The sequence below is a fragment of the Paenibacillus sp. OT2-17 genome (assembly GCF_009827695.1).
GTDB lineage: Bacteria > Bacillota > Bacilli > Paenibacillales > Paenibacillaceae > Paenibacillus > Paenibacillus polymyxa_B.
Genome location: NZ_WUDQ01000052.1, coordinates 1 through 18300, shown reverse-complemented (window position 1 = coordinate 18300; position 18300 = coordinate 1). Strand labels below are relative to the sequence as shown.

The window sequence follows — 18300 nt, the reverse complement described above, 5'->3', positions numbered from 1 at the left end:
ATGATCGCGTCCACATTCACTAGCTCGTTCACGTCGGCCTCGTTCACATGCTTTAGCAACACTTCCGTGTGCTCAAGGCGCGCGCCTTCTGCGATGGAGCGAGCGAGACGTTCGGTATGCTCATTTTCACTGTCATATACAATCATGATTCTGGTCGTCATTATGCGCATCATCCTTTGTCAGCAAAATCATCCTTTTCGCATGCGCTCTTAACCTTGCCCAAAATCCATCTGAATATTATGAATCGTTTGACGCATACTTTGAAAATCCAAGAACTAGGGAGGCATGTTACACATGAATTCACGCGCCATATTAGTCAACCTGCTAGTTATTATCATTATTCTGGCAGGAGGTGGAGCCGCCGCCTATTACTATAATCAATCCGCCAACTACATAAAAACCGATAATGCCCAAGTGAGCGGACAAGCGGTTACCGTTGCCTCTCCAAGCGCGGGCAAGCTCACAGGCTGGAATGCTGAAGTTGGTAAAACCTACACCGCTGGAAGCACGCTTGGGAATATAGAAGGAGGCGGAAGCCGAATTACCGTTACGATTCCAACCGATGGTACCATCGTGCAGCAATCTGCGGTCAATAACTCGATTGTTGGGGCAGGCACGCCCTTAGCGAAGGCTTTTGATCTAAACAATTTATGGATTACCGCCAATATAGACGAAACGGCTGTACAGGATCTTCAAGTAGGACAGACCGTAGATGTATATATTGATGCTTACCCGGATACGTCCCTGAGCGGTAAACTCGAAAAGATCGGTCTGGCGACCGCATCAACTTTTTCACTACTGCCCACTTCCAATACCACTGCCAACTATACCAAGGTAACACAGGTCGTGCCTGTCAATATTTCCATTCAAGGTTACAAGGGGCTGGGTATTATCCCGGGAATGAGTGCGACCATCAGAGTTCACAAGTAGGAGGCTGTCATGGATCAAAAAATGTCCGTCGGACGTATTCTGTCCGTGCTGCTGCTAGGCGCCTTCATTTCTATTTTGAATCAAACGCTGCTTAACGTGGCCATTCCACACTTGATGAATGATTTCAATGTATCTGCAACGACCGTTCAATGGCTATCCACCGGATATATGCTAACCAACGGGATTTTGATTCCAATCACCGCTTTTCTGATTGAGTCATTCGGAACACGTGCGCTGTTCATATCCGCGATGGGGTTATTTACTGCCGGGTCTGTCGTCTGTGCTGCCAGTACCGGCTTTGCGCCTATGCTGGTTGGACGCGTTATCCAGGCCAGCGGAGCGGGCATCATCATGCCTGTGGTCATGAACGTGTTCCTGACTGTGTTTCCTCCGGAAAAACGGGGCGCTGCCATGGGTACCATGGGGATCGCCATGATGTTTGCCCCGGCGATTGGACCGACTTTATCCGGCTGGATTGTGGAGCATTACAGCTGGCGGCTGCTATTTTTGCTGGTTATTCCGCTGGCGATCATTGATATTCTGTTCGCCATACGCTGGCTCAAAAATGTATCCAAGCTAACAAAACCGAACTTTGACCTGTTGGGAACCATCTTTTCCACCCTTGGTTTTGGCTTTCTGCTGTATGGCTTTAGTTCAGCTGGAGACAAAGGCTGGAGTAGCAATACGGTAATACTTACACTCGCTGCCGGGATTGTGTTTATTGTAATGTTTATCGTACGTGAGCTGAACATGATACAACCGATGCTGGAGTTCCGTGTGTTTAAATATGATATTTTCACTGTATCGACCTTAGTCGGGGCTACCGTCAACATGACAATGTTCGGCGGGATGCTGCTGCTGCCGATCTATTTGCAAAATATACGCGGCTTTACACCGCTGCAATCCGGTCTGCTGCTGTTGCCGGGTGCACTGCTGATGGGTGTGATGTCACCGATATCAGGGGCAGTATTTGACCGTATCGGCGCGAGGCCGTTGGCGATCATTGGACTGATCATTACGGCAGTCACGACATGGGAATTCAGTCTGCTGACCGATGCCACCACCTACGGACATATTATGATCATCTATACGATTCGCAGCTTCGGAATGTCATTGCTGATGATGTCCGTCCAGACGGAAGGGCTAAACCAGCTACCTGCCCATCTCGGTAGCCACGGTACAGCCATGTCCAACACAGTACGGCAAATCGCTGGGTCTATCGGTACCGCTTGGCTCATTACTGTAATGAGCAGCCGGACCACGATTCATGTAGCGGATTATGCGAATGTCGCTACCACCGCCAATGTTCCTTTAACCGAAGGAGTAGCACAGTTGGGACAAACCCTCGCGCAAACAGCGGGCGTTTCAACAGAAAGTGGTTCAGCGTTGGCGCTACAACAGGTGTACCGCAGTGCTGTTACGGAATCGACGATCCATGGCATTAATGATGCCTTCATCATTGCTACAGGGATTGCGCTTGCAGGGCTATTGTTTTCCTTGTTCTTGCGACGGTCTACACCGCGACGAAGATAGACGTACAGCGTTAGCGAACTAGAGGTATGAGATGAACTTGCCTTTCAGACAGATAGGCTAGTACTGCAAAAGAAGGAGCATTCACCCCCTTGGATTTTAAGAGGTATGAATGCTCCTTCCTGTTTGTTATCTTGTAATTATTAGTCCTATGACCGCAATAAGCGCAGGCCATTCAAAATGACAAGTAATGTGCTGCCTTCATGCCCAATAACCCCAAATGGCAGGGCTATATCTTGCACAAAGTTGCTGATCACAAGCAGCAAAATGACACTTACCGCGAAGATCATATTTTGTTTGACCACCCGCTGCGCCTTGCGCGCCAGTGCTATCGTCGGAGCAATCTCCTCGATTCCATCGTTCATCAGTACCACGTCAGCGACCTCTAGCGCTGCTCCGCTGCCATGCATCCCCATGCCTAGTCCTACGGTTGCCGCAGTCAACGCTGGAGCGTCATTCACACCGTCGCCGACCATGACGACATGCCCGTACTGCTCCCGCAGCATGCGAATATGGCTGACTTTGTCCTCCGGCATTAAGCCAGCATATACGGCGTCGACTCCGGCCTGCCCCGCGATCACAGCAGCCGTTTCTGGACGGTCTCCGGTCAGCATGACGACCCAGATCCCCTGCGCTTGCAGGCGTTTCACGGACTCTTGGGCCTGCGGACGCAGCTCGTCGCGTAGTGCCAGCATCCCGGCAATCCGATCATCCGCGAGGATAATGGATACGGTTTTGCCCTCAGCTTCCAGCCGGGCCCGACTCTCCATCCACTGTGGCTCTGCCAGAGGACTAGGTCCATCCAGTACATTTGTACGACCGATTTTCCACTTCACCCCGCCTATGATGCCTTCCATCCCCCATCCGGTGAGTGCCTGCACTTGCTCGGTTGGGAGCAGCTCTCTCTGTCCCCATTCAGCTTGGGCTTTGGCTACAATCGCTCGCGCCAGCGGATGCAAAGAATAACTTTCGATTGTAGCGACAATGTGCAATAGCTCATCGGCATCGTATTCTGCGGCGGTAATCCAATCCGTGACGACAGGTGACCCCATCGTTAACGTGCCTGTTTTGTCAAAAGCAACAACAGAAGTCAATGCCATATTCTCCACATGTGCGCCACCTTTGAACAGGATGCCCCGCCGGGCACGGTTGGAAATGGCCGATAGCATCACTGGCATAATGGATGACACGAGCGCACAGGGTGAGGCCACGACGAGGAACACCATAGCCTTGTAGAACGCTGCTGCCCACGTCCAGCCTAATGCTATGGGTGCACCGGCAATGACGATCAGCGTGACAGCAACAACAATTCGAGCGTACACCGATTCAAACGTTTTAATAAACCGCTGGGAATCAGGAACTTCGGTCTGAGCCTCTTCCACCATACGAATGATTTTTGAAAATAAAGTGTCCTCCGAGGACTGTCTAACCTCTACATATAGCACGCCTTCTCCATTAATGGTGCCGGCATATACTTCGTCACCTTCCACCTTATTTACCGGAACAGATTCACCGGTAATAGATGCCTGATTCACTGCCGAAACGCCCTTGGAGATTCGCCCGTCCGCCGGAATCAGTTCGCCCGGCTTCACCAGCAGCAGGTCGCCTGGCAACAGCTGCTCAATGCCGACCGTTTCCGTCCCCTCGCGAGACAAGCGCAAAGCCGTTTCCGGCTTCAACGCCATGAGCTCAGAAATATCCTTACTACTACGCTCGGTGGTATAGCTCTCCAGCGCACCGCTGAGTGCAAAAATAAAGATCAGCATGGCTCCTTCATTCCAATAGCCAATGGCCGCAGCTCCTAGGGAGGCAGCGATCATGAGCAGATTAACATCCAGATCATGTTCTCGGATCAGTGTTTCGATCCCTTCTCTGGCTTTGGACCAGCCCCCAAGGGCGTAAGACACCACATACAGAATGACCGATAGCCATTGCCACCAATGTGAAATCCCCCATGCCATTAGCATCAGCAATCCACTACCTAGAGCAGCTTGCATCTCCTTGTTTTTCAGCATGCTTTTAAGCTGAAATTGCGGCTTGCGATTCGGACCGGGTCGTCCGCTGCCACTGTTTTTTGAAAGGGTTCGGTTAGAGGAAGACAATGTATCTTGTAATCGTTGAGCAGCTTGCATCATGTCACGTTCCTTTCATATTTTGTTCCTTGTACTAGCATCTCATTGAGAATGATATCCATTGTTAAGTGCCTTAAAATAGCACATGCTGCTTCGGGAAGCCCGAAGCAGCATGTTTGGCAATGAGAATGATAATCATTTTTGCATCTATACAATTATTTTGGTTTAGTGAAACTTTTGTTTTATTATATACCTTTTCTTTTCCACTTGTAAACCAGTAATGGCCTAAATAAAAAAAGATACCCGCGCAAACACCGCAGGTATCCTCCATATTTAAAGTATCCTATTCAGGATTTGCAAAATTCGATTCCAGTCGCTCCAAAGTGCAATATATAGACGAACTAGACCATTTCGATCTATATATTGTTCATTGAAAGTCGCTTATTGGATTTTTGCAAAATCCTCTATTACATGAATTCGGGTTATCTTCAGGCTAAAGGAAACTTCCACGCATGGTTGTGTGCAGTTCCTGAAGTGTGCTGACGATCTGCGGGCTGTTGCAGTTCCAAACGCGCAGCCGCAAGGCGTGCAGCGGGAACTGCTGTGTCCGGGCAAATGACCCCCGTCAGCTCATTCTCCCAGATCGACATCCCATCCAGAGACTGGTGAATTTCATCTATTGCTACCCACAAAGGAAGCTCGGGCTTTACACGCCGAACAGCCTCCATTATGCATTTTATCATATCACTAGTATTCACATGACCATTGACATCGGATGGAATCAACTGATCCTCAGCCCTAATGCCATCGGATGGAGTTGGTATGACTTCTAAAATGACCGTATCGGCAAAACGTGCCAGATCTGCAGCTTGAGCCACCTGCTTGATCTGTCGCGCGCCCACTTCGGACATGTTATTGGGGTTGGCTGACTCCCCCGACCGTGCGGCTGGCCTGTTCCCTGTTTGGCTTACGTTAGGCACCAAAGACGGATCAACTGTCAAAAGTACGCCTACCCGATATGGAATGCACCGAAGACGTCCGCATAAGGTCTGCTCCGCAACGCCGTCAATCCAGTCTCGGGTTGCCCGGAATTCGTCCACGTCAGCCGGATTGCGCACCATAATCTCCAGCTTGGGTTCTCCCCCCTGCCGCACGCTCCGTAACGCCGCACGCAGTAATGCCTCCAGCTGCATATCTTGCAGGCTTCCAAGACCCACTGCATTGTTCTGCTCAATTAGGGCTATAGTGAGTGGTGATCCGTTCAAAGACTCGAATAAGCCTTCATATTCTGTTTCCAGCAAACTGATAATTCGGCGGGACAAATGCTCACACAATCCAGGCAGGCCAGATGCCTGGTTAAAGGTTTTGTACGTGTCAGATGCACGAGAACCGGGAATAAGGATGGGATCGGGCTCCCCGTCAGGGGCATGAATCATCTGTCCAGACTCAGCTACGTCCAGATAGGCATAGCATAATTCCCCCACGCGGCCAGATGCCTGTGACAAGGGACCATGCAGAAGACTATAACCGTCAAAACTGCCTATTTCTGATGCTGTCTCTGTACTGATGCGACTCAAACTTGCAGGAGCATCGGCATAAATCCGTATGGAGGTGCGCCTGTATTCATCGCTCCATTTTAGGAGTGTGCCCATTGCTTGCCCAATATCGTTGTCGTTATTCAGCATCGTTTTCCCAAGTAATTCCGGATTCGCAGCCATCAAAGCCTCCGCTCGACTGATTATGCCCTGCTCAGCTAAACCAACCAGCCAGCCCAACGGATCTTCCTCCTGCGTAGCAGATACTTCATGGCTGCCTGCCCTTAACGTCTCCATAGCCAACCTCTGTGCAGCAGCCTCCGTACCCGACTCTGGAACTTTGAGATCCCGGCTGTTTTTGCCACCCAACAGCTCTGCGAATACATGCATCAGTTTAGCCTCCATGCTATTAATCCATCCTTTCTTCCGTCAGCAAGTTGGCACACACGAATTCGAGTACCCCTCCAAACAAAGAAAACGCTTACTCATTATGGAGCAACCGAATCTTACATGGGCCTTACCTGTAAAGCCCCTACCTTAACGTATTAGGCACGCCACACATTTATACATCTGGGCACAACCACCCTACATCCCAAAATAAATCTCTATACTGCGGGCACAAGACCACTCGAAAAAGGAACCTATAAAATAAACACCCCCGGTCTTCACAGGATGCCTATACATCCAATGCTAACCCAGGGGTGTTTATTTTTATTCGTAAGAACGAACCTTCAATACACGCATCACATTCAATACGGCTAGCAATGTTACACCTACATCGGAAAATACAGCCTCCCACATAGTAGCAATACCGAATGCTCCCAGCGTAAGAAACACAGCTTTGACGCCTAGCGCAAATATAATGTTTTGCCATACGATACGACGTGTGCGCTTGGCGATATGGATCGCCGTAACCAGCCTTGAAGGCTCGTCGTTCATGATTACGATATCTGCCGCCTCAATCGCAGCATCCGATCCCAAACCGCCCATCGCTACACCGACATCTGCCAGTGCCAGTACGGGTGTATCATTAATCCCATCGCCTACGAACAAAATTTTGTCGCTCGTTTTTTTACTTGCAGACAACTGCTCGATGGCTTCAGCTTTGTGCTGAGGTAACAGCTCTGCCCGTACTTCATCCAAACCCAGCTGTCGTCCTACAGCCTCGGCAACTGTCCGATTGTCACCCGTCAGCATGATGGTTTTCACCACACCCAACTTTTTCAGTGAAGCAACCGTTTGGGCTGCGTCTTCCTTAACCTCATCTGAAATCAGAATGCACCCAGCATACGTTCCGTCTACAGCCACATGTACGACCGTTCCTCCATCCAGCGTCCCTGCTTGCTGCGCCGCGTTAAAAGCCACATGCTCCCGCTCCATCAGCTTGGCGTTCCCGGCCGATACCAGACGACCATCTATTTGTGCCTGAATCCCGTGACCCGATATTTCACTATATTGCTGAACCCGGTCTGCTCTGAGTTCTTTACCGTAGGATTCACGCAAAGACGCAGCAATAGGGTGTGTGGAATGCAGCTCCGCCAAAGCGGCGGTTTCGAGCAAGCTTTCGTTTGTAAAATCTCCGGCAGGATAAATCCCTGTTACACGGAAAACACCTTTGGTGAGTGTGCCCGTTTTATCGAAAACAGCGTATTTCACATGATTCAGAGCTTCAAGATAGTTCCCGCCCTTGATCAGAATACCTGAACGGGAGGCTGCCCCGATTCCCCCAAAGAAGCCCAGTGGAATGGATACTACCAGCGCACAAGGACAAGAAATAACGAGGAAAACAAGCGCACGGTATACCCAATCTGCAAATTGTGCACCTGGCACAACAAGCGGTGGAACAACCGCCAACAACAGCGCTACAATAACCACTACTGGAGTATAGTATCTGGAAAATTTCGTGATAAACTTTTCAGTCGGCGCTTTTTTGGCACTCGCATTTTGCACTAATTCCAAAATTTTAGAGACCGCGGATTCACTAAATTCTTTGCTAACCTCTACCGTTAGAAGTCCGTTCGTATTGATAAATCCACTCAACACACTGCTTCCTGGCTCTACAGTACGAGGCACCGATTCACCAGTCAACGCAGAGGTATCCACATGCGATTTACCATCTATAACCTTACCATCCAGCGGGATCTTCTCGCCCGGCTTAATTACAATCAAATCCCCAATGCGAACGTCTTCTGGGGACACTCTCCGTACGGACTCAGCCGTCTTCAGGTTGGCATAGTCCGGTCTAATATCCATCAGATCACTGATGGACTTACGTGAACGGTTAACTGCAATGCCTTGAAACAGCTCTCCGATTTGATAAAAGAACATGACAGCTACGCCTTCCGGGTATCCCCCAATCGCAAATGCACCCACAGTAGCCAGCGTCATCAGGAAGTATTCGTCAAAGGCCATTCCACGCACCAAACTGCGTGCAGCCTGCAAGACAACATCACCGCCAACGATGATATATGACAGTAAAAATAGGGCCAGCTTGCCTACACCTTCGACAGGTAACCACCAGGCAACAGCCGCAACGACCGCACCAATAGCCAAACGCGCAATCATGCGGCGCATACCGTCCGTACCGTGATCATGCGTATGTCCAGCGTGGCCATCATCTCCATGCGAATGTGAATGAGCGTGGGTGGCTTCACCATGTTCGTGCTCTGCATGGTGTTTGTGATGCTCGTGTCCATGATCGCCGTAGTTGTCTCCATCGTGCGTATGGGCTTGCTTGCCATGTGCTCCATGATGATGACCAGCGTGGCTGTGAGCCGCATGTTGTCCGATCTCGTGTGTATGCCCTTCACTATGATGCTCATGACCGCATGCACAATCCTCTGTGCAGTCTGACTGTACTGCACCAGCATTGCTTCGACTATCTTCACGCAGGCGTCCACGAGCATTTTTTACCACCATCCGAACATGTGGCTCAAGTCTGTGAACCTTCCGTTCAGTCTGGCGAAAAATCTCTTCTTTTTGATCCGAACTTGTGGTCATCGTCAACGTTTTCGTAACAAAATTGACCGAGCAATCCAGGACCCCTTCTATTTTACTGACTCCATTTTCAATCTTTAGAGCACAGTTGGCGCAATCCAAACCTTCCAAAATCCATTCATGCCGTTCCGTTCTTTTTAGAGCATCCATAATCATCGGCCTCCAATTAACTATATATGAGCAACTGTTCATATATTATTTGTTAAGGCCATTATATTCAGGATCAGGGTCAAAAGTCAATGACTCTAGCCCCTTTTTAACAAAAAAATCGACTTCAACGGACAAACGCCAAAAGAGCGCCAATCACTTGGCGCCCTACTGTTGTTTTATTCCAAAAAATCATTGATGTGATATGTGCTGATGGGTTTGCAAAAAGATCTGCTCCACATGATTATCATCCAGTGAATAAAACACCGTCTTGCCTTCCTTGCGTCGTTTGACAATACGCAGGTTGCGCAAATAGCGAAGCTGGTGGGATACCGCAGATTGTCCCATGTTCAACACCTGGGTCAGATCATGAACACACAATTCTTTTTGTGCCAGGGCATAAATCAGCTTAATCCGTGTCGGGTCACCCAGTGCTTTAAACAGCTCCGACATTTTGTATGCGATGGAATCCTCAACAAGGGAAGATTTTATGCGCTCGATTTCCTGATCTGAACCGTGACAAGCCGGCTCGCAATCCAAAGCTTCCGTTTCAGAATTCATCCTTTTCACCCCGTGTATTTCGACTTGATGCTTCTATTATAGCAAATTCGTAGAGTTTACGAATAGCTTATATTACAGCTTGCCCTGTAACAGAAAACTTCCAAGTTTCAATGCTTGCCTAACGCTATAGCTTTACACGACATAAAGCTTAATTCAACGTCTTTAATACTTCATCACTGTAAGGAATAATTTCTTCTATTTGTTGATCACGTAACTTCACCGCAAACGCTGGATCAACCAACAAAGCACGCCCAACCGCAACCAGATCAGCTTCCTCTCGTTCTACTTGCCCCACGAGTTGTTCTAATCTTGCCTCTACACTACTGGATTGATCGGTTTGACGATTATTATTTTTTTCCAAATCACTCAAAAAGGCCTTCTCCAAACCAATCGAGCCCACAGTAATCACTGGCTTGCCTGTTATCTTTTTGGTCCAAGCTGCCAAATTTAGATCAGACCCTTCAAATTCCGGTTCCCAAAAACGGCGGCTTGAGCAATGGAATATATCCACCCCGGCCTTCACTAATGGAGTGAGAAACTGTTCAAGTTCCTGTGGTGTCTGTGCCAGCTTTTCTTCATAGTGATACATCTTCCACTGGGAGAATCGCAGTACAATTGGGAAGTTCGGCCCCACTGCACGACGGCAAGCCTCAATGACCTCCACCGCAAACCGAGTACGCTGGACCAAATTGCCTCCGTATTGATCGGTACGCTTATTCGTTTTGTCCCAGAAAAATTGATCGATTAAATAGCCGTGTGCTCCATGAAGCTCAATACCGTCAAACCCCACTCGCTGGGCATCGGCAGCGGCCTGAGCATAAGCGGAGATAATATCCGCAATCTCAGCCTCCGTCAATGGCTCGACTACCTTTTCACCAGCGGGAGAAATACCGGACGGACCGACAGGCAATGCCTCGGGATTCGGTTGATTATCTGCACCTATTTTACGGGCCGTACCCACATGCCAGAGCTGCGGTATAATCTTGCCACCTACCGCATGAACCTCCTCAACTACCTTGGCCCATCCCTCTAATCCCTCTCCATAAAAATTAGGAATGCTTGTGTGCTCCACAGCTGCAGGATGATTAATAGCAGTGCCCTCCGTAATAATCAATCCAACTGCATTTTCCGCACGGCGACGATAATACGCGGCCACTTCAGGCCCTGGAATACCTTGAGGAGAAAAATTCCGTGTCATAGGCGCCATAACAATCCGATTGGGAAGAGATAAATTACCTGCCTTAAAAGGTTTAAACAGTAATTCTGTGTTCATTAATTTTTCCTCCGCTCTCCACTAGTATTATCGTTTTCACTCTACTGTTATACAATTCCATTTTACACATATGTAAACTTGAGTTCAAGAAGCCACAGTTTTATTTTTAATAAGCTACACAAAAAAAGAAGAAGCGGCTCTAAGTCCGCTTCTTCTTTCCTAATTCGTTTGTACTTGAGTGATTTTGCAAAAATCCTGACTTATTAGTGTGCTACCATGTTGTATTCCATAATCCATACAGAACCACCAACAATGGTCAACAGGATAACTACCCCGAAAATCAAAGTCATGACATTCCAGCGTGGTCCATTGCTTTCACGAATGTGCATGAAGAAGAAAAGCTGAACCAGAAATTGCAGCACTGCCGCGGCTAAAATAACAACCATGGTCGAAGTGCGGCTCAACATATGATTCATAACCACACCGAGAGGAATGATGGTCAGTACGATGGACAGAATAAACCCGATAACATAGGATTTCACTGAACCGTGAGAATCATCATGACCATGCGAACCCGCTCCTGTTTGATGCTGTGCCATCTACATCACCCCCATCAAATAGACGACTGTCAGCAAGAAGATCCAGACAGCGTCCAAAAAGTGCCAGTACAAGCTCAATGCCGAAACTTTGCCCTTCGTCTCTGGTGTAAGCCCGCGTTTCTTCAACTGGAACATGAGTCCAATCATCCAAACCAGACCTAAAGAAACGTGAAGTCCATGCGTTCCGACTAAAGTGAAGAATGCCGACAAGAACGCGCTGGTTCCAAAATTGGCTCCTTCGTGTACCAACTCAACAAACTCGTAAACCTCAAAACCGATAAAACCAAGACCCAGGATCGCCGTCACGATTAACCAGTTAATTAATCCCTTCATGCTTCCTTTGTTCATGGCCAACACAGCCAGACCACTTGTGAAGCTGCTCGTGAGCAAGAGGAACGTTTCAATAATAACGCCCGTCATGTTAAACAGCTCTGCGCCACCCGGTCCTCCGGCTGTGTTGTTCCGAAGGACGACGAAGGTTGCGAACAAGGTACTGAACAGGATTACGTCCGTTACGAGGAAGATCCAAAAACCAAGCATCTTCAATTCTTGCGGATCGTGATGCCCGTGGTCATGATCATGGCTTTGGTGTGCTGCAGCTTGTGCCATTATACAGACCCCCTTATTGCCGCTTCCGTGCGTTTTACTTCATCCGCAGGGATATAGTAGTCGCCATCATAGGAGAAGAACGAACGGCAAATCATACAAATTGCCACACCGATCAACCCTGGAATATAGAAGAACGACCATCCGAATACGAACCCGAAACCTGCAATGAAAAAGAATACCGACATAATGAATGGAATCGCCGAGTTCTTCGGCATATGAATCGCTTCAATTGGCGGCTGCTTTCTGAAAATACCTTTTGCACGTTTATCTTTTTCTGCCCACCAGTCATCACGTTCTTCTACTTGTGGAATGGTAGCAAAATTGTACTCCGGTGCAGGTGAAGGAATCGACCATTCCAACGTATGGCCACCCCAAGGGTCGCCTGTTGTATCCTTCAGCTTGCGGTAATTCTTGATGCCCAGAAGAATTTGAAGAACCTGGAACAAGAAACCAATCCCCATCAGGAATGCCCCAACGGTCGAAACGAGATTAAGCGGCTGCCAGCCGGTATCCCAGCCATAAGTGCTCAGACGACGCGTCATACCCATCAGACCGAGAGAATATTGCGGAATAAAACATACATAGAAACCGATGTTCCAGAACCAGAAAGCCCATTTACCAGGCGTTTCAGGCAATGTGAAACCGAACATTTTAGGCCACCAATAGTACAGACCTGCCAAGTAACCGAACACTACACCACCAATCAGAGCGGAGTGAAAGTGAGCGATCAGGAAGTAACTGTTATGGAACTGGAAGTCAGCAGGCGCTACAGACAACATGACGCCCGTCAAACCAGCAATCAAGAAGTTAGGAATAAAAGCAATTGACCACATCATAGGGGTCTTGAATGTAATCTTACCCCGATACATCGTGAACAACCAGTTAAATACTTTAACCCCTGTTGGTATTGCGATAACCATCGTCGAAATCGCAAAGAATGCATTAACATCTGCGCCTGATCCCATCGTGAAGAAGTGATGCGCCCAGGTGAAGAAGGACAAGATCGCAATAATGAACATGGCGTAAACCATGGACTTGTATCCAAACAATTTCTTTTTGGAGAATACACTGATGACCTCGGAATAAATACCGAAAGCCGGCAAAACTACAATGTATACCTCAGGGTGACCCCACATCCAGATCAAGTTGATATACATCATCGGATTACCGCCGAAATCAAGCGTAAAGAAGTGTCCTCCTCCAAAGCGGTCAAGGAATAGCAAGGCTAAAGTAACCGTCAGAATTGGAAACGCGAAAATGATAATAACACATGATGAAAATACGGACCACGTAAAGACAGGAATCTTCATCCAAGTCATACCAGGTGCACGCATTTTAATGATAGTAACAATAAAGTTGATCCCTGTAGCCAATGAACCTATACCCGAAATCTGAATACCCCAGATATAGAAGTTCTGACCAACGCCGGGACTAAATTGCATTTCTGAAAGCGGTGGATAACTCAACCAACCTGCATCTGGCGAACCGCCGATAACGAAGGACAGGTTGAACAACATCGCTCCCATAAAGAAAAGCCAGAAGCTCAATGCGTTCAGGAAAGGGAACGCAACGTCGCGCGCACCAATTTGAAGTGGTACGGCAATGTTAAACAAACCAAACATCAACGGCATCGCCATAAACAAGATCATGATCGTGCCATGTGTTGTGAAAATCTGGTTGTAATGCTCAGGATGCAGTAGTGTAACATCCGGTGTAGCAAGTTGAACACGCATCAATAATGCATCCACGCCTCCGCGGAATAACATCAAGATGGCCGCAAGAATATACATAATACCGACTTTTTTATGGTCAACGGTAGTCAACCAGTTTTTCCAAAGCCAGCCCCATTTTTTGAAATAAGTGAGCACAAACACGATCCCGATCGTTGCTAGTGCGATGGAAACGTCCGCTCCATAGATCATCGGGTCTCCAGTAACGAAGAAAGTGGATGCAAACTCTTTTATTTTGTCAAGCATTGGGGGCCTCCTTCCCTGTAATCATTTAATGGTGTCCGCTCATATTCATATGACTCATGTCCATTGCAGCTTCATCTTCTGTATCGGACTTGGAAGAACCTTCTGTGGATGTGTGTCCGCCATGTCCAGCATGCGGGTTAGAAGCACCATCCACTACATACTTGCTTACAATGTCTTGGAACAAGCCATCTGGAATTGAAGAATACTCATCAGGTTGGGACAAACCTGGTTTTGCAAGCGCCAAATAGCCGTCTTTCGTCAGCGGCTTAGACTGCTTCTTGATGTTAGCGACCCAGTTTTTGTACTCTTCATCCGACTGAACCTCTACATCAAAACGCATTTGTCCAAAATGCTCACCGCTAAAGTTTGCACCCGAACCAAAGTATGTTCCTTCGTGGTCGGCCTGCAAATGCAGTTTCATTGCCATGCCTGACATGGTGTAGATCTGACCGCCCAATTGCGGAATCCAGAACGAGTTCATCGGGGCGTCGGCAGTCAGTTCAAAACGGACTGGAACACCTTTAGGAATGTGAATTTCATTGACTGTAGCAATACCTTCTTCAGGGTACATAAAGAGCCATTTCCAGTCCAGTGAAGTCACTTGAATGGTTACTGGCTTTTGTGTACTTGCCAACGGCTTGGAAGGCTCCAGCAAGTAGGTATATCTCGCAGTTATAACCGCAAGAATGCAGATAACGATGATTGGAATAGCCCACCATACGGTCTCCAGCTTTTTGCTGTCATCCCAATGAGGTTGGTACTTGGCTTTGTTATCCGGTGCGTCGCGATATCGCCAAATGATGAAAAAAGTCAAAATCATGACCGGTACAATCAGCAGTGCAGCCATAGACGTTGAAAGAATGATCAGCTCTTTTTGTGCTTGCCCAATAGGTCCTTTTGGATCGAAAACAACGTATTTTCCGCCAGCATAAAAACACGTCCAAATGAGCAATGCTACCGTGAGCACGGTCAAAACCAACGCAATAATCGCTTTTGGTTTTTTGTTCATGTTGTTCCCCTCTCCTTAAATAATAAATTACTCAAAACTTACGAACTCCTGTAATGTTGCCCTTATATAAGATAGCAGAAAAGCGGCCACTTTTTTTATTGTTAACAGAATTGTCGATTATTTGTCCGTTTTTTGTGAAAAACATCTCTAAAAATAAAATTTCTCTTGCAAATTCAAAATTTCTTATTAATACAAAGATGACATAATAAAAACGTTATTTGTGTATCTTAAAGAAGTTATATTAAAGAAAAAAGGGGACTCCTTACAGTTATCATCCTACACTGCTCGAAGCCCCACATTGTTGTTTTCGGTATATATTGCTTTAAATCATTTTTAAATTGTATTAACTGCGGCCGTTTTCCTGGTCTTCCTTCTTGCGTGCAATGACAAATGATTTCCCAACTAGAAAAATAAAAATCCCGGCAACAACGCAGCCAATACCTGTCATTAAATATATATTTCGATCAGTTAAATTACCTATATCAAGCAAAATAAGGATAATTCCTGCAATACAGGCGATCCAAGCGATAACAGATACCGTGCGGCTCATTTGGTTATCATTTGATCCTGATTTCCTAACATTCGAAGCCATACCCTCCACTCCCTCTGGTTTAAAATGGTTTAAAACGCCCTCGTCAGGTATTTTTTTCAGTATGCACACTTCTTATTTTTTTATTCCTGCTGTCTCTACATACTTGAAACAACCTGCATTCATCTTGGTTATTATTACCCCAGAGGGCCTCCTATTCAAACAAAAGGGAGCAGAGACAGGCGTAAATCTGCTTTATTTTCAAAACATCTCTTCGTTTAACGTCTGGTCTCCAACCAGTTATTACTTACTACATTTCGATACCAATAGTAACTTTCCTTCGGGGTGCGGACCTGTGTGCGGAAATCGACATGAATCATGCCAAATCTCATATTATATCCCTCTGCCCACTCAAAATTGTCCATAAGTGACCATGCCATATATCCTTTGACATGAAGGCCGTCATGAATAGCCCGGTGTACCTGCACCAAATGCTGCTGCATATACGAAATACGACGGTCATCCTGAACCTTGCCATTCACGACATCATCGTTGATGCAAGCCCCATTCTCTGTGATATAAATATCGAGGTTACCGTATTTTTGCAAATAATGCAGTACCTCGTACAGCCCACGCGACTCCACTGGCCAACCGATATCCGTTACAGGTAGCCCCATATTGATTTCTTCAGATTGAAGAAACCCGGCTTCAGGATTAAAACGATTAACTGACATAGCATAGTAAATGATACCGATCATATCAATAGGCTCGCCGATAATATCCATATCCCCATCCTGAATAGGCACGGTGGCTCCCTGCTCCGCAAACCAGTCTACCAAAAACTGAGGATACGAGCCTTGATAAATAGGTTGAAGAAACCAGTCACTGTGCAGGGAAATGGTGCGCGCACAAGCGGCTTTATCTTCCTCAGATGTGCTGTAAGGAACAGCCCAGGAGACATTGGGAGCGATACCGATCTGGCCACTGGTGCCCAGCTCGCGGAAGCGGCGCACAGAAAGACCATGCGCAACTAGCAAATGATGTCCTACATCAATGGCTGTCTGAAGATTGGTCAGACCCGGGGCATGAACACCCAGCATATTGGATAAAAAGGCGATGCACCACGGTTCATTGAATGTTAGCCAATGGTGTATTTTACCGTGAAACTCGCGGAACATCGTTTCTGCAAACTGGACAAATGCTTGAATCGTGCGACGATTCTCCCAGCCTCCAGCATCCTGAAGCGCTTGAGGCAGATCCCAATGGTACAGTGTACAAAACGGTTCAATCCCATTTTCGTTCAACAAATCGACTACGCGATGATAATAGTCCAATCCTTCTTGATTGACTTCACCGTCACCATTGGGAAATATACGCGGCCAGGACACTGAAAAACGGTATGTACGAATGCCCAGCTCCTTCATTAGGCGGATATCTTCCTCGTAGCGATGATAGCTGTCACAAGCTACATTGCCGTTATCACCGTTGAATACTTTGCCAGGCGTATGGGCAAAGGTATCCCAGATCGACAAACCTCTCCCATCCTCCTCATATGCTCCCTCGATTTGATAGGCTGCCGTCGCGGTCCCCCACATGAAGTCCTGCGGAAATTGAAAAATGGTCATATTGTCTGTTCCTCTCCTTTAATTATAATCGTATGTCCGTTCGTTATTTCCTGCTCTTTGGTAAAAATCCATGACAAAATGAATCCTCCATGCTCAGGATCAGGCAGAGCCTGACGGGCATCAGCGCTAAACGGATGCGCACTGCGAATCGTGCAGCTTCCTGCCGAGATGGATGTGGCCAGTTCAGCGCAGACAAGCCGGGAACCGGACCATTCCATGCCGACCGTCATCCCGCCATGTCCCTTCAATCCACTGACCCGGCCCTCCGCCCATGCCGTTGGCAGGGCAGGCAGTAACGTCAGCTCTCCCGGACGGCTTTGTAGCAGCATTTCTGCGATCCCCGCCGCCGCACCAAAATTACCGTCGATCTGAAAAGGCGGGTGAGCGTCGAATAAATTAGGATAGGTCGATCGCGACAGCAACGTGCGAACATACCGATGTGCGGCATCGCCATCTTCCAGTCGAGCATACAGGTTAATCAACCAGGCACAGCTCCATCCGGTGTGCCCACCACCGTGATCAAGCCGTCGACGCAGCGATATACGGGCCGCCTCAGCCAGCTCCGGGGTATCACGGATGTGAATTTGTCGACCGGGGTACAACCCATATAGATGCGAGACATGCCGATGCCCAGGCTCCGCTTCCTCAAAATCGACAAACCATTCCTGTAACTGACCGTGACGGCCAATTTGATAGGGCATTAACCTGTCCCGTGTCTCCTCGCAGCGGTTGCGGAACTCATCGTCTAATTCCAGCAGGTCCGCAGCTTGAATGCAGTTACCCAACAGCTCCCGAATTAGCGTCATATCCATGGTGGAGCCCATAGATATACTGCATTCCTCGCCGTCCGGCGTTTTGAATTTATTTTCAGGTGATGTGGATGGGGATGTCACAAGCCAACCCTCCGGGCCTTCCACGAGCCAGTCCATGCAAAAGGCTGCCGCCCCCTTCATGAGTGGATAAGCTTG

The 18300-nt window shown here is 47.8% G+C and carries 16 protein-coding genes; 2 read left to right on the top strand and 14 right to left on the bottom strand.

Annotated elements, in window-relative coordinates; all coding sequences use genetic code 11:
* Window positions 1–161 (bottom strand): NADPH-dependent FMN reductase family protein (locus GRP75_RS10185; protein WP_483311087.1); only part of this gene is annotated, 161 nt, incomplete at its 3' end.
* A gap of 133 nt (window positions 162–294) precedes the next feature.
* On the opposite strand from GRP75_RS10185, the gene GRP75_RS10180 reads away from it, so the two are divergent.
* On the top strand, window positions 295–930 hold the full coding sequence (locus GRP75_RS10180) for an HlyD family efflux transporter periplasmic adaptor subunit (RefSeq protein WP_071558241.1): 636 nt from the start codon (window positions 295–297) through the stop codon (window positions 928–930).
* 9 nt (window positions 931–939) lie between these two features.
* The gene (locus tag GRP75_RS10175) at window positions 940–2463 is read left to right on the top strand and encodes a DHA2 family efflux MFS transporter permease subunit (RefSeq protein ID WP_023990320.1); all 1524 of its coding nucleotides are present in this window, start codon (window positions 940–942) and stop codon (window positions 2461–2463) included.
* 146 nt (window positions 2464–2609) lie between these two features.
* On the opposite strand, the gene GRP75_RS10170 is transcribed toward GRP75_RS10175, so the two are convergent.
* The 13 genes from GRP75_RS10170 to GRP75_RS10110 form a co-directional block, all read right to left on the bottom strand.
* Window positions 2610–4592, bottom strand: a complete 1983-nt coding sequence (locus tag GRP75_RS10170; RefSeq protein ID WP_237448982.1) for a heavy metal translocating P-type ATPase — start codon at window positions 4590–4592, stop codon at window positions 2610–2612.
* 73 nt (window positions 4593–4665) lie between these two features.
* Window positions 4666–4863 carry a hypothetical protein gene (locus GRP75_RS10165; RefSeq protein WP_071558240.1) on the bottom strand — a complete coding sequence of 66 codons (198 nt, stop codon included), beginning with the start codon at window positions 4861–4863 and terminating at the stop codon, window positions 4666–4668.
* 157 nt (window positions 4864–5020) lie between these two features.
* Window positions 5021–6472: an aldolase/citrate lyase/malate synthase family protein gene (locus GRP75_RS10160; protein WP_160789245.1), complete on the bottom strand. Its 1452-nt coding sequence runs from the start codon at window positions 6470–6472 to the stop codon at window positions 5021–5023.
* A gap of 306 nt (window positions 6473–6778) precedes the next feature.
* Window positions 6779–9214 carry a heavy metal translocating P-type ATPase gene (locus GRP75_RS10155; RefSeq protein ID WP_160789244.1) on the bottom strand — a complete coding sequence of 812 codons (2436 nt, stop codon included), beginning with the start codon at window positions 9212–9214 and terminating at the stop codon, window positions 6779–6781.
* Window positions 9215–9403: 189 nt separating this feature from the next.
* A complete protein-coding gene (locus GRP75_RS10150) occupies window positions 9404–9772 on the bottom strand; it encodes an ArsR/SmtB family transcription factor (protein ID WP_007432172.1) in 369 nt (122 codons plus the stop codon).
* A 148-nt stretch (window positions 9773–9920) separates the two neighbouring features.
* On the bottom strand, window positions 9921–11045 hold the full coding sequence (locus GRP75_RS10145) for an NADH:flavin oxidoreductase (protein ID WP_023990325.1): 1125 nt from the start codon (window positions 11043–11045) through the stop codon (window positions 9921–9923).
* A gap of 203 nt (window positions 11046–11248) precedes the next feature.
* A complete protein-coding gene (gene cyoD / locus GRP75_RS10140; RefSeq protein WP_023990326.1) occupies window positions 11249–11584 on the bottom strand; it encodes a cytochrome o ubiquinol oxidase subunit IV in 336 nt (111 codons plus the stop codon).
* The gene (gene cyoC / locus GRP75_RS10135) at window positions 11585–12193 is read right to left on the bottom strand and encodes a cytochrome o ubiquinol oxidase subunit III (RefSeq protein WP_023990327.1); all 609 of its coding nucleotides are present in this window, start codon (window positions 12191–12193) and stop codon (window positions 11585–11587) included.
* A complete protein-coding gene (locus tag GRP75_RS10130) occupies window positions 12193–14169 on the bottom strand; it encodes a cbb3-type cytochrome c oxidase subunit I (protein ID WP_023990328.1) in 1977 nt (658 codons plus the stop codon). The genes cyoC and GRP75_RS10130 overlap by 1 nt, the downstream gene beginning before the upstream one ends.
* 25 nt (window positions 14170–14194) lie before the next feature.
* Complete coding sequence (gene cyoA / locus GRP75_RS10125; protein WP_023990329.1) at window positions 14195–15178, bottom strand: ubiquinol oxidase subunit II; 984 nt, start codon at window positions 15176–15178, stop codon at window positions 14195–14197.
* A gap of 343 nt (window positions 15179–15521) precedes the next feature.
* Window positions 15522–15770: a hypothetical protein gene (locus GRP75_RS10120; protein ID WP_013311984.1), complete on the bottom strand. Its 249-nt coding sequence runs from the start codon at window positions 15768–15770 to the stop codon at window positions 15522–15524.
* Window positions 15771–15985: 215 nt separating this feature from the next.
* Window positions 15986–17332, bottom strand: a complete 1347-nt coding sequence (locus GRP75_RS10115; RefSeq protein WP_160789243.1) for a GH1 family beta-glucosidase — start codon at window positions 17330–17332, stop codon at window positions 15986–15988.
* The coding region (locus tag GRP75_RS10110; RefSeq protein ID WP_337194221.1) for a glycosyl hydrolase family 95 catalytic domain-containing protein at window positions 17329–18300 on the bottom strand (972 nt) is incomplete at its 5' end. The genes GRP75_RS10115 and GRP75_RS10110, both read right to left, overlap by 4 nt.